This window comes from Rhodanobacter umsongensis, assembly GCF_042654965.1.
In the GTDB taxonomy this organism is placed as follows: domain Bacteria; phylum Pseudomonadota; class Gammaproteobacteria; order Xanthomonadales; family Rhodanobacteraceae; genus Rhodanobacter; species Rhodanobacter umsongensis.
Genome location: NZ_JBHSMK010000009.1, coordinates 669,820 through 682,771 on the forward strand (window position 1 = coordinate 669,820; position 12,952 = coordinate 682,771).

The 12,952-nt window shown below is 65.0% G+C and carries 8 protein-coding genes; all 8 read right to left on the bottom strand.

Features of this window, described 5'->3' with window-relative positions; genetic code table 11:
• Positions 1 to 9 precede the first annotated feature (9 nt).
• The 8 genes from ACFPME_RS15760 to ACFPME_RS15795 all read right to left on the bottom strand — a co-directional run bounded on the left by ACFPME_RS15760 (position 10) and on the right by ACFPME_RS15795 (position 12,939).
• Positions 10 to 729, bottom strand: coding sequence for a PP2C family protein-serine/threonine phosphatase (locus ACFPME_RS15760; protein ID WP_377306611.1), 720 nt, complete (start codon positions 727 to 729; stop codon positions 10 to 12).
• Positions 726 to 2,327 carry a type VI secretion system-associated protein TagF gene (gene tagF / locus ACFPME_RS15765; protein WP_377306612.1) on the bottom strand — a complete coding sequence of 534 codons (1,602 nt, stop codon included), beginning with the start codon at positions 2,325 to 2,327 and terminating at the stop codon, positions 726 to 728. Before tagF ends, ACFPME_RS15760 begins: the two co-directional genes overlap by 4 nt.
• Before the next feature lie 4 nt (positions 2,328 to 2,331).
• Entirely contained in the window at positions 2,332 to 5,868 is a 3,537-nt protein-coding gene (gene tssM / locus ACFPME_RS15770) for a type VI secretion system membrane subunit TssM (protein ID WP_377306614.1), read from the bottom strand.
• A gap of 5 nt (positions 5,869 to 5,873) precedes the next feature.
• Positions 5,874 to 7,226, bottom strand: a complete 1,353-nt coding sequence (gene icmH / locus ACFPME_RS15775; protein ID WP_377306616.1) for a type IVB secretion system protein IcmH/DotU — start codon at positions 7,224 to 7,226, stop codon at positions 5,874 to 5,876.
• Between the two features lie 4 nt (positions 7,227 to 7,230).
• Positions 7,231 to 8,568 (bottom strand): type VI secretion system baseplate subunit TssK, encoded by a 1,338-nt coding sequence (gene tssK / locus ACFPME_RS15780; RefSeq protein WP_377306617.1) that lies wholly within the window; start codon positions 8,566 to 8,568, stop codon positions 7,231 to 7,233.
• A gap of 114 nt (positions 8,569 to 8,682) precedes the next feature.
• Positions 8,683 to 10,029 (bottom strand): type VI secretion system-associated FHA domain protein TagH, encoded by a 1,347-nt coding sequence (tagH, locus tag ACFPME_RS15785; RefSeq protein WP_377306618.1) that lies wholly within the window; start codon positions 10,027 to 10,029, stop codon positions 8,683 to 8,685.
• A gap of 335 nt (positions 10,030 to 10,364) precedes the next feature.
• Positions 10,365 to 10,910 (bottom strand): DUF6931 family protein, encoded by a 546-nt coding sequence (locus ACFPME_RS15790; protein ID WP_377306620.1) that lies wholly within the window; start codon positions 10,908 to 10,910, stop codon positions 10,365 to 10,367.
• Positions 10,911 to 10,926: 16 nt separating this feature from the next.
• The gene (locus tag ACFPME_RS15795) at positions 10,927 to 12,939 is read right to left on the bottom strand and encodes a type VI secretion system Vgr family protein (RefSeq protein ID WP_377306621.1); all 2,013 of its coding nucleotides are present in this window, start codon (positions 12,937 to 12,939) and stop codon (positions 10,927 to 10,929) included.
• Between the last annotated feature and the right edge of the window lie 13 nt (positions 12,940 to 12,952).

A 12,952-nucleotide genomic window follows, 5' to 3' on the forward strand; every position in this document is an offset into this window, starting at 1 on the left:
GGGGATTTTTCATGCTTGGATGCGCACGGCCACTGCCGAAATGTTGTCCCGCCCGGCACGGCTCATGGCAAGCTCGAACAGGCTGACAATGAGGTCCTGCGGTTGCTGGTTGCGGCGGCATTCGTCATCCAGTTCCGCATCGGACATTTCCTTGTTGATGCCATCGGAACAGAGCACGAACTCCGTGCCCGGGCGATTGCCCGCAATGACCCAGTCCACGAACAACTGCTCCTCGGCGCCGACGGCGCGCGTAAGCACGCCGGAGCCAGCCTGCGGAGGCGCCGGATTGGCACCGAAATGGGTGACGTCGTCTTCACCACCGTGCACGTGATCGCGGGTGATCTGGCGCAGGCGGTTGTCTTCGAAGCAATAGGCGCGACTGTCGCCGACCCAGCCGCACAGCATGAACTCCTTGTCATGCACGAGCACCACCACGGTCGAACCGATCAGGTCGACACCGCGGGTGGCCGCGGTCTGCAGCAGATCGGCGTTGATCTGGACCAGGGTGTCCTCGATCGTTTCGATGAAGTCGAAGACGCTGCCGGCACGCGGCAACGCGGCGAGCCGCTCGACGATCATGGTGCTGGCATAGTCGCCGGCCGAATGACCTCCCAGGCCATCGGCAACCACCCACAGGCCGACCTCGTCGCGGATCAGGATCGCATCCTCGTTGTGCTTGCGGACCTTCCCGGTCACCGTCTGGCCCGCCGAAACATATCGAGTCGTCATGCGTCAATCTCGATGATCGCCAACGGCCACCGGGTCGCATCCGCGCCAAGGCCTGCAGCGGTGGCAAGGTGCAGGCGCGCGTCGTCGCATGACGGCATCGCAAGGCTGCACGCGAGGACTTCCGGTGGCAGTTGCAGCAATTGCTGGGTTGCCATCAGCAGCAGGCGATCGCCTGCCTCGACAGCACAGAAGACCTCGCTGCAGGTCGGCTGCATCGTCGCGCCAAGGCCGGGCGCGGTCAGCGAAACCCGGCTGAACAGCAAATCATTGAAATCATCGTCGGCTCCGGCATCGCCGATCGGCGACGGCGTGCTCCTGGCAAAGAAAGGTTGCAGCCGCCCTCGCCTCCAATGCCACGCAGCCGCCGTGCCGATCCGCAGCAGATCGGCCTGGCCATCCGCAACATGCACGGCGATCACCGCGCAATCCTCCAGCACCGGATCGATCAGGTCCTCGCTGGACTGCCGAAGCGGCGGGTTCAGCGCCATGATCCGCGTGCGCAAGGTCTGCATGCCGGCAGTCAGGTCGCCCGGGGCCAGATCCCGACCAATCGCGAAGACCGCGGCGGCCGCCCGCTGTCGCGGATCCGGGGCGCCGACCTCGGCAGCCAGCAGGGTCAGCGCGCAATCGGTCCGGCTCAATGCCGCAGCGCCAGCGCCCCCGGGAGCGGGCGCCGCCGTGTCGATGCCGGCATGGGAAAGAGGAACTGGCGAAACCGCGGACGCCGGCACCGCACCCAGATCGGAGAACAGCTCCAGATCGTCCGGCAGCCACGCAACAGGTGTTGCTGGCGGCGGCGTCGCCGGAGCCACATCGATCGACCTGGCGGCAAAGTCGGCGACAGTTCCCGGATGCTGAGCCACGTTGTCGAACATCCCCATCGACTGCCATGGCGAGCTGCTGTACCCGGCATCGAGAAACCCGGCATACGCCGCCGGCTGCGGCAGGCCGTTGGTGATCAATACACTTGCCGGCACCCGCTCGGTTCCCGTCGTCCACCACAGACACCAGCTGCCGGGCGTGGTCGCCAGGCGCGACCATAGATCCCCGAGAAACGCTCCCGTGCCGGTGCACACCGGCAGCGGCAGACGCCAGTGGCTGGCTGCGTTCCAATCGATGCCTTGCAGAAACTGCAGCGGGTCTGGCTGCCTTGCCTCAAGCGGACCGGCCAATGCGGCAACCTGCTCGTCGAACACATCCACGCTGACCGAAGCGTCGGCTTGCGCGGCGAAGTGCACCTGCTCGGCCAGCTCGAACCAGCTGTCGCCTGCCACCAGCGCGCGGGCGCAGAACCCGGCATCAGCGGCGATCGGCGCGGCGATGACCATCGGGAAACAACGGCCGACCCGATCCACGCCCGGCCCCATGACCCCAGCCCAGGCCGATTCCCCGCACACAGCGGGCGACAGCATGAAGCGCCAGGCCGGGCTGGCGTGATAGGCCTCGTGCCAGGCTGCATTCAGTGCGTTGCGGCTCTCCGCCACTGCGTTTTCGAAATGGCGATCCCAGGCGTCGACGAAGCCGGGCGGCAGGCGCCGTTGCACGAAATCCCCAGCACTGGGCAGCTTCCCGAAAAAGCCGGCGGCGGGATTCGGCACGCGCTTATCCCCCGCACCGGAAGCTGGACAAGGCGTTGCTGAGGAATGGGTTCTTGAGATTGTTGGCCTGCAGCGTCACCTTCGCCACGTGGCCGCCAAAGTTGAAGCTGGCGACGAATCGCAGGTCGGATTGCTTCTGCAGGCTGGCCGCCTGCAGCGCGCGGAAGAACGCCCAGTCACCGTGATAGTCGAACGTCGTCAGCAGCGCGCCGGCGGGATCGAAGGCGGAAATGGAGACGGAGCCCGGCGTCGGGCCCGGCCATTTCATGGTGACGTTGGTCGGTCCACCTGCTTGGTACTCGTACTTCTGTCCATCGACGTTGATGACCAGCTTGCCGATGCCGGCATCGAGCACCGGGGTGAGCAGGGTGAAATCGACCTCCGGCAGGTTGCCGCTGCGGAAGAACATCTGCTTGATGCGATCGGCGCCCTGCATCTGCGCCAGCATGCCGGCCGAACCGCTGACCGCACCGGGGCCGGTCTTCCATTGCCAGCTGCGACCGCTCGCATCGATCAGCTTGCCGACCGTCTGCGTGTAAAAGCTGTCGAAGCGGCCGCCGTAGCCGAACATCTCTCCGAAGTTCTGCAACGGAATGTCGTTGTTGCTGGATGGCGAGAACGGATAACGACCACGCGTGTAGTCCGCGCAATCCTTCGCGACTACCTGCTGGAACTGGTCGTCGAGCGCACCCTTGGTGCCACTGGCCACCAACGCCTGGCTCTTGCCGGTGAGTGCCGCGAACCAGCCGGAAGCCGGCGCAGGCAACTGCGCCGCTGCCTGCTGTGCCATGAGCAACTGCGGGTTGGGCTGCCCTGCGCTGGAGCTGAAGTCGCCCATCGTCAGCAGGGTCTTGCTGAGATCGTCGAGCACCTTCAGCGTCTGGTCGACTGGTGCGGCACCGGGCGCGCCTTCGCTGAGCTTGTTGATCTGTTCGAAATGATCGCTGATCACCTGGCCTGGCTTGGCGCTGGCCGCGTCCGCTCCCGGGGCATCCCCACCGCCCGCGCCGGCCTGCGCCAGCGCTCTCGCCAGCGCGGTCTGGGTGGCCTTCTTCTGCGCCAGCTTCTTTGCCACGTCCTCGGCCTTGTCGGCGGCATCGGCAGGCGGCGCGCGCATCAGGTCGTGGGTGTTGTCACGGACCACCTTCAGCAACAGCTTCATCGGTGAATTGGGGCCGGCCAGTTTGGCGGCGATGGCGCTGGCATCCTGGATGTTGTTGATCGGCTGCAATTCCAGATCGCCGAGGATGGCGTCCCAGGCCTTGATGTAATCCTGCTCGTAGAGCGCAAGCACCTGCTGCGCCAACCGGGCCTTCTGCAGCGAGTCGATCTTGCTCGCGCCGAATACCCAGTCGTCGTCGGCGAATTGCGTCACCGCCTGCTCGATCCCCTTGTCGACCTCGCCCTTGAACGCCGGCTGGGTGAACAGCGCCGGCAGCGGATCGGACAATGCCGCGCCGCTCTTGCGTCGGTACACGTTGCCGAGCAAGCCGAGCTCCTTGTCCAGCTGCAGTGGCGCATAGCCGCCGTTGTCCGCGGTGAGCTTGATGCTGCCGTAGATCAGCGTGGGCAGGTCCGCGGTCCGCAAGGTATTGCGCGCCTGCTCCACCAGCCCGGCATCGAGGTTCAGTGCACGCAGGCGCCCCTCGTGCCCTACCAGCGCATCGAAGTGCTTGCTCAGGGCCTTCTGCAACACTGGGTCGTTCGGAAACAGCCGCCGCCATTCGATGCCGGCCAAGGCCACGATCTGGTCATGGTCCAGATGCTTGGGCTCGCCCAGCATCAGGTAGCCCTTCAGGTAGTAGTAGAGCATCTGCGGATCGGCCGCATTCGCGGCGAGGCCGGCGCGGAACTGCGACGCCACGCCCGGCAACAGGATGCTGTTGAGCTCGCGGTAATAGGCGTCACGCACTTCACCGCCCACGGCGTTGCCCTGGTACAGCCCGAAGCGCATCGACAGCGGCACGTCGGCCTTGTGCTGTTCGGCGACATCCACCGCGGCCGACAGCGCCTCCAACCGTTCCAGCACCAGCGCGAAGTACGCCTGCTGGTTCGGTGCCAGCGACATGTCGCTCCGCGCCGGATACTTCTGCAAGGCCCCTTGCACTTGCGCCAGATAGGCGCCGTTTCGGCGATAGCTGCTGGCGAGTCCGGAAACGAGCAATGCGCAGACCAGCAGCACGCCGACGTAGGACGCTGCCTGCAGCAGGGTCTTCTGCCGTTCCAGCTTCGGGTTGGTGCCGGCGAAACCCGATTCCTTGAACAGTACGTCCTTGAGCAGTCGCTCGACGAAGAAAGTGCGGCTCTGCGCACCCGGCACGTGCAACCGCGAAGCGTCCAGGCCGAACGTGCGCGCCACCGCACCCATCATGCGGTCGATCGGCGTGCCTTCCTGCGTGCCCGAAGTGAAATAGGCACCGCGCAGCAGCAGCGGCGCATCGTACTGGTGGCCCGTGAACACGCCTTCGACAAACTGCCGGGTGATTTCGCGCAGGGCGCCCAGTTGCTGCGGGAACGACAGGATCGCCGCGCGCCGGCTGCGGTCGCGCTCGCCATGCAGACGGTCGAGGATGCGCGTATTGAGCCGGTCCAGCAGCAGGTTGAACTCATCGAGAAACTGCTTCGCGGCGGTGCCGTCCATGGTCTTGTCGACCGGAAACGACATGCCCCACACCTGGCTGCGCAACTGCGGGTTGAGGTCGTCGAAGAATTCGGTAAAGCCCGCTACAAGGTCGCATTTGGTGAACACCAGGTAGGCCGGCACGCCGATGCGCAGATGCTTGGCGAGTTCGTCCAGGCGTTGACGGATCGCCATGATGTGCTGCTGTCGACCGTTGGCATCGAGCGTCAGCAGATCCGACAGGCTCATCGCCACGATCACGCCGTTGATTGGACGGCGCTTGCGGTACCTGCGCAGCAAGGTGAGAAATTCCGTCCATGCGGAAGCGTCCGCGCCGCGGTCGGAATCCTGTGTGGTGTAGCGGCCGGCGGTATCCAGGAACACGGCCTCGTCGGTGAACCACCAATCGCAGTTGCGAGTGCCGCCGACGCCGCGAATCGCTTCCTTGCCGAACTTGTTCGACAGCGGGAAATTGAGGCCGGAGTTCTGCAGCAAGGTGCTCTTGCCGGAGCCGGGCGGTCCGATCACCACGTACCACGGCAGCGCGTAGAGATTGGTGCCGCCGCTGCGATTCTTGCGCAACGTGTCCACGGCTTCCTGGAAGCGGCCCTGCAACTGGGCGCGCTCGTTGGCGGAGCGCTCATCGCGCTCACCGCTGCCGGCCGGTGCGCCCTGGTCGCTCAGGTCGCTGGCCATCTGGTTGGCCTTGCCTCGCACCCGCATCTGCGCGATCTGCAGCCACACCGCCCAGACCACCACGATCGCGATGATCAGCAACAACCGCACCACCGGGCTCGCCAGCGGCTGCGATTCGCCGAAGCCGAGATAAGGACCGCCAAACCAGATCAGCAACGACAGCAGCAACAGGCCGACGAGGGTGATGAACAGGCGGGATTTGAACAGCGCAAGAAGCTTGCCCACGATGGTCAGTCCTCCGGGCTGTAAAGGATTTCGACACGGCGGTTGCGCGCGCGATTTTCCGGAAGGTTGGCCGGCGTCGCGATCGGTTGCGATGAGCCCGCGCCGCTGGACTCCAGCCGTCCCGCGTTGTCGATGCCCTGACCCAGGATCTGCAGCACCGAACGCGCACGTTCTGCCGAAAGTGCGTAGTTGTCCTTGAACTTCAGCGAGTGCACGGGCTGATCGTCGGTATGGCCAACCACGATCACGCGCCCCGGCACCTGGTTCAGCGCCGCGGTGATCGCGTGCAGCATCGGGATCTGCTTCGCGGCGACCTCGGTACCGCCCGAGGCGAACATGACCGCGGCATTCAGTCGGACCAATGCGGAGCCGTCCGGCTTCTCGTCAACCGTCAGCGCGCCAGCCTGCTCTTCAGGCGCCAGCAACTGTTTCAGGCTCTTGCGCGCCACCTGGGGTTGCGTCTGCCTGAGCCGTGCCTCGTCCGGCGGCACCACACTCTTCAGCCCGATCTGCGCGACCTGCGCGCTCACCGGCGAAGACAGCTCGTTCAACCGCGTGTAGAAGTACAGGAAGGCTCCCAGCAACAGGCACGCCCCGGCAGCCACGATCACCCACAATGGCACGTGGCGAACCAGCGGGTTGCGCCGATCCTCGATGCCCTTCCAGTGCGGCGCCAGTTCCTCCGCTGCCGGAGCGCGCTGCCCTTTCAACCGCCGATACAGGTCTTCCTGGATGTCGGCCAGCTTGGCGCGGCCATCGGCCTCGATCTGGTAGCGTCCGCCAAAACCCAATGCGAGGCAGATGTACATCAGTTCGATCAGATCGATATGCCGCGAGAAGTCCGCGCACAGCCGATCGAGGATGACGAAGAATTTCTCGCCACCGTAGGATTCGCCATGGAAGATCACCAGCAGCGTTTTGGCCGCCCAGCCGCTTTGCTGGCCCCATGGGGTGTTCATCACCGATTCGTCCAGCGTGGAACACAGCACGTAGCGCGCCGCCGTTATGGTCTGCGTGGCAATGCCGGCAGCCTGAGCATGGCTTTCGAACTGACGCACCTGGGCAATCACCTGATCGCGCAGGTGTGCCGCATCGGGCTGGGATACGCTGTTGCGCAGCTGTACGGCGAGCAGCAACAGCGGGCTTGCCGCCTGCACCAATGCGTTCAATCCGCCGCCCAGAAAATCACTGATGGCTGCCGGCGGCACCATGTCGGCGCGCGAGACGGGGGCCCGTGCCGGCGCCGTCGCCGGCCTCGCTGCAGGTGCCGGAGCGGGGGCTGGCGGCGGCGCACCGCGCGGACGCACTACCGTGGCGTCCCGCAGGGGATCGTCGTCATTGGGACCGTTGATGCTCATGCGCTCAACCTCTGATCGCCCACAGTTGCAGGTCGAGACCGGCGAACTCGCCACCGAAGTGGAAGGCGATGCCGCCGGACGTCTTCAGGTCCCGCCACATCGGCGAATTCTTGTCGAACTCGAAATACAGGTAGCCGGAGTTGTACGGAATCTGCCGAGGCGCCACCGGCATCGGTGACACCGGGATGCCCGGCAACTGCAGGTTCACCAGATCGCGGATCTTCTCGACCGGACCGATCTTCGATTGTGCAGGCAGCTGCCGCCGCAGGTCCTCGGACTTGAGGTCCGCCTTGGCCGCCAGCACGAAGCCGGCCGTGTCGAGCAGGCTCAGGTCCGGCACGACGGCCACCCATACGCCGAACTTGCGTTGCTGCAGGGGGATCGGAATGGCGGTCTGTTCCATGACCGCACTGAGGCTGTTGCGCAACGCAACGATCAGCGGCTCGAAACTTCCGTACAACGCCTCGTGCCGATACGGCGGGAATGCCGGCGGGCGTTTGCCGCTGGCGGTGAACGTGGACAACTCGCCAGCCATGCCCGCCAGCACGCGGTAGAAATCTTCCGGATGCAGTGTCGGCGCCGCGGCCAGATGTGCGATCAGCGGCTGATAGCGATTCACCACCTGCAACAGCAGGAAGTCGGCGATCTCGGCGGCACCGCCGCGGTCGGTGACCGCCACACGGCTGGCCAACGCCTCGCCGCGCTGATGCAGCAAACCGAGCAACTCGGTCAGAAACGTCGTGAGCCGTGGCGCAGCATGGCAACTGAGCGCCGTCGGCATGAAGGAATCCTCAAGGATCACCCGCCGGTCGGAACGGCATTCCACGATCCGTGCCAGCGGAATCTGCGCCAGGCCTTCCAGCGGTTGCGACTGCGGCAGAAGCCGGCTGTTGAGCCCGCCCACCTCCAGCGGAGTCAGCCCATCGACACTGCCGGAGGCATCGCGCACCTCGGTTTCGCGTACCCGGAAACGGAACAGTTTTTCGGCGGGCGCGTCGGGTCGGCCACTATCGGGTTGCGCCGGCGAGCGCAGTGGGAGGGTCAGAAATACGGTCTGGTCGCGCCAGTTTCCGTCGACCTCCAGCGCCAGCGGCAAGGGGTCGTCGCCAGGCATCGAAAAAGGCGTGCCGTCCGGAAAAATGCCGCGGGCACGCTTGATGCCCAGCTTGCCGATGGCGAGCAGGTCGGTCTCCAGCTCCAGTTCGGAAAACCCCCACGCATAGGGGCGCAGGCTGCCGGCGCGCAGTTCCACGAAGCGTTCGAGGTAGCGTTCCTGCTGCTGCAGATGCTGGGGACGAAGGAACAAACCTTCGCTCCAGACGACCTTGTTGTTATCCGTCATGCGTCGCGCCTGCCCCTGTGAGATGCCCCCGGCTGCGCTGCCGGGCATTCCCGCGGCGGCGGCATGCCGCTTGCCCCCGCGTCCCCTGAATTCTTCCCCCGCCCCGTTCGTGCTCTAGGGACGTGCCGCCTTCTGCATTCTCCACGCCGATTTCAGGCGTGACAACTGTTCTTCGTAGGCGCGCGCGAACTCGTCGCCGAACAGCCGGCGAAAGCATTCATCAGGGTCGCGCGACAGCCCGTCGAAGTTCTCGCGGTACTTGTCCCAGTACTTGCCCTTGCCGGCGAACGCCGAACGCTTCGATGAGCCGTCCGCCTCCTGCTCGAACCTGTCCGGATTGAAATGCACCAGCAGCGACTCGAACGCTGCGCGAACACCGGCGAGCATTGCCATCTGATGGCAGCGGATATCATCGAAGGCATCCTCGAACGCTGCCGTGCCGGACATGAAGGCGCCGTTGGACGGGGCCATGATCTTCTGCAGCGCCTCGTCCGGATTCGGCGCGAACTTCAGCGGATTGTTCTCCGAGCGCTGGATGATGGTGACCGGCAGCCGGAAGGTGTTCTTGATTTCGGCACGGGCGCGCAGGACCTCCATCACGCCGTCGACAACGACACGGAAGATCTGGTCGACATCCGCAGGTAACGCCGCCGAGCCGTTCGTCGTCGCCATCGCCGGCGCGGCCGGCGCGCGCGCGACGGGTGCGGGTGCGGGTGCGGCAGGCGGTGGGCGGGATGCTGCGGGCGGTGACGAAAAATCGCCCATCGTCAGATCCCAGTTCTCCGGCAGGGCATTGGCTTGCCGCTGATCGGTGGTCATCGGCGGGCGGAAATAATCTTCGGTACTGGCCGAATGGTTCCAGCTCGAACTCGCATTGCCGGTGGTGGCACCCGACAGGAGTCCGGAGGAGGTGTTGGCCGAGCCGAGAAAGCTCAACGGATCAAGATCTCCGCCAGCGTGCACTTCGAGCGCGCCGGGAATCAGACCGGCGTCCAGCGGAACGGCGGCGGCTGAAGTCGAATGGGCCGCGACCGACGGCGCCGGAGCGAGCAGGTCGAATTCCAGGGGATCGATGGCTGCGACGGCGGGCGCGATCGTTGCGGGCGCCGGCGCCAACAGGTCGGTCATGGCCAACTCGGCGACGGCTGCCTGCAGGTGAACTTCGACTTCGAAGGTGTCGATCAGCAGCCGGTCACCATCCTTCAATGCGGAAGGGTCACCCTTGATCAGCGGCGCATCGTTCAGCAGCATGCCGTTGGTGCTGCGATCCTCGATGAAGTACATGCCGTTGAGATAGCGGATCATGGCGTGGACGCGGGAAACACCGGACGCACTCAGCACCCAGTCGCAATCCTCGGAGCGGCCGATGCTGCCGCCCACGGCCTCGAACGTCTTGCGGCTGCGACTGCCGAACTGGGCAGCCTGGCGGCCGGCAACTGCGAGGATCAGGCTCTGCGACATCGACACGCTCGTATTTCCCCTGCAACTGTCAGCCAACCTGGACGGCGATGGATGGATCGCCCTTGCTCATGCAACGCGTCAGCATGCCGACTCGCCCTGCCACTCCGGACCACGCTCCGCGGACGGCCTGTTTGCGGCTGCTGCAGATTGAACAGGCGGTCCCCGACAGTGCGCCTTTCGCCGGTATACCGATGCCCCCCGGAGAACTCTGCTGCTCGGGAGCCGCGGGTCCCTTCGACGCTTCTCGACCAGCCCGGCGCACGACGAAACGACCGTTCACAATCGTATCGCCCATCCGCACATCGGGCAAGCTTGCTTAAGCGCTATGCGTGGGCTCAGGCGGCGCCCGCAGCAGCACCGCCGTTGAGCAGGTTCATTGCCGGCTCGATGTAGCCGGCACGGCGGGCCTCGAACCTGTCGGCCACCAGCGCGGCCAGCATGTTGATTCCGGCCACCACGGCACAGGCGGTCAGATGATCCGCCGGCGGCACCGGTGTTGCTTGCGATGCCGGCGCCAGGCTGCCACCCGACCATCCGGCGGCGGCGGCCAGCCACGCGCCGGTCGATTTGTAGCCGCCGGCGTTGGCAAATTCGAAGGCCGCCCGCCGGTTGCTTTCATTGGGCTCGCGTACCCACTTCTCCGCCAGCGAAGCACCGGCCTTGTCCTCGGGGCTCACCAGCTGATCGCGTGCACACTGGCACAGCCAGGCCACCGCGTAGCGCTTCGGAAGCAGCCGCGCCAGCAGTTTCAGTGCGTCCTGCACCTGGCCGGCACCCACCAGGGCCTGCACCGCCGTCTGCGGTGTCATGTCGGCCTTGAGCATCGCGCTGGCCGGCTCGGACAATTCCATCTGCATGGATGCTTGCAGTACTGCGGACATCTGTGTGTTCTCCCGCTTACCCGATCATGATGATGCCGCCGGACACCTGCGTCATCGCCTCGCCTTTCAGCATCAGCATGGGGCCCTTCACCGTCGTCATGGCGCCGCCGGCGACTTCCAGTATCGCGTCCGAATGCATCTTCAGGGACGCTCCCGCACCGATGTCCATGGTGGCGCCCGCCTTGATGCCGACTTCCACCTGGCCATCGACTTTCACGCCCATGCTGCCGGTGACCTTGATGTTGACGCCCTTGATCTCGATCGTTCCATCGCTTTTCATGACGATGCTGGAGGCCCCGGTAACCAGTTCGATCTCGGTACCGGCGCTGAGCTTGAACTTCTGGCCGATCGTGGTGGTGCCGTTCTGGGTGACGTCCAGGGTGTCGTCGTTGCCCACCTTGAGCTTGCGATCGTGCTTGATCTCTTCGGTCTGGTCGTTCTTGATGGTGACCGTTTCGTCGTGGTCGATCTGCACGAAGTGGTCGTTCTCGACTTCCTCGCGCATGTCCTTCTGCGCGTGCAGGAAAAGCTCTTCGCTACCCTTCTTGTCCTCGAAGCGGATCTCGTTGAAGTCCGCGGCGGCGCCGCCTTCGTGGCTGCGGCTCTTGATGCCGCTCTGCGTCTTGTTGTCCGGCAGCGTGTAGGGCGGCATGTTGTCGGCGTTGTAGACGCTGCCGATCACCAGCGGGCGATCGGGATCGCCTTCCAGGAAGCTCACCACCACTTCCTGCCCGACGCGCGGGATATGCACGGCGCCCCAGTTCTTGCCGGCCCACGACGAGGCCACCCGAACCGGGCAGGAGATGTGCGCGTTCTTCTTGTCCGGCTTGTTCCAGTGGAACGTCACCTGGATACGTCCGTACTTGTCCACCGAAATGTCTTCGGCCGTGTCGCTGCCGGCGACCACGGCGGTCTGCAGGCCGGCGACCATCGGCTTGAGCGCGGTCGGCATGGTGCGGAACGACTGCCGGCTCTGGATCGCCGAGAAGCTGCAAGTGAACAGATCGCCGTCCTGCGCGCCGGAGATCACGCCAGCGTTGTCGATATGCACGGTGGATGCGGTAACCAGGTATTCCTTGTTCAGTTCCGCTCGCGGGAACTCCTTCAACTTGAACAATGCCCCGGTCAGCAACCCGAAGGCGGTGGTGGATCCGGCGCATTGCGATTGCGCCACGTTGAGCGCCTCCAGGCGAACCTGCGCGTAGTGCTTGCCGTTCTCCGCGGTGTCGTGGTCGCCCGGGTAGTCGAATGATTCCAGCCCGTCCACGGCATGGTTCTCATCGGCATTGCTGATCGTTTCCACCCCCTGCAACGAGGTCCTGGGCTTGAGCGGATCGTAGTCGGTCAGCGAATACTTGAGCGTGTGTACCGAGCGCGACGCCGCGAACTCGTGGATGGCGGCCTCTTGTGCGCCGGAGCGGTCGGCCGCCTGCGGCCGGTACGGCAGCTCGGCAAACCCGTCGGTGCTGGCGTGGGCGCCCAGCGCGTCGGCCAGCACCATCGTGTGCACGCCTGCGGCATGCTGGAAGAAATAATAGATGCCCTCCTGCTCCATCAGCCGGCTGATGAAGTTGAAGTAGTCCTCGCGGTATTGCACGCAGTATTCGCGCGCCGGATAACTGCCGCTGAGGCTCAGTTTGACGTCGCTGTAACCGATCTCGGCCAGCACCGCCTTGACGATATCCGGCACCGACTGGTTGGTGTAGATGCGGCAATCGGACTTGTGCTGCAGCAGCCAGGGCTTGGGCACCAGGCTCACGGAATATTCGGCGTAGCGCTCGTCCTGGAAGCTCTCGTAGCCAGTCTGGGCGGCCTCGGCGACCATGCCGTTGAAATGACGCGTGTAGCCGTCGGTTTCCAGCTTCACGGTCATCGAACTGCCCAGCAGATCGAGCAGGTTGACCGCCCCGTCCTTGCTCAGCAGCTTGAGGCGATAGGAGAACAACTGCCCGAGTTGCTCGCTGCCGGAAAGGCTTGCGGGCAGCAGTTTATCGCCGAGATCCGACGTCAATGTCATTAGCTGGGTCATTGCTAGATCCCCT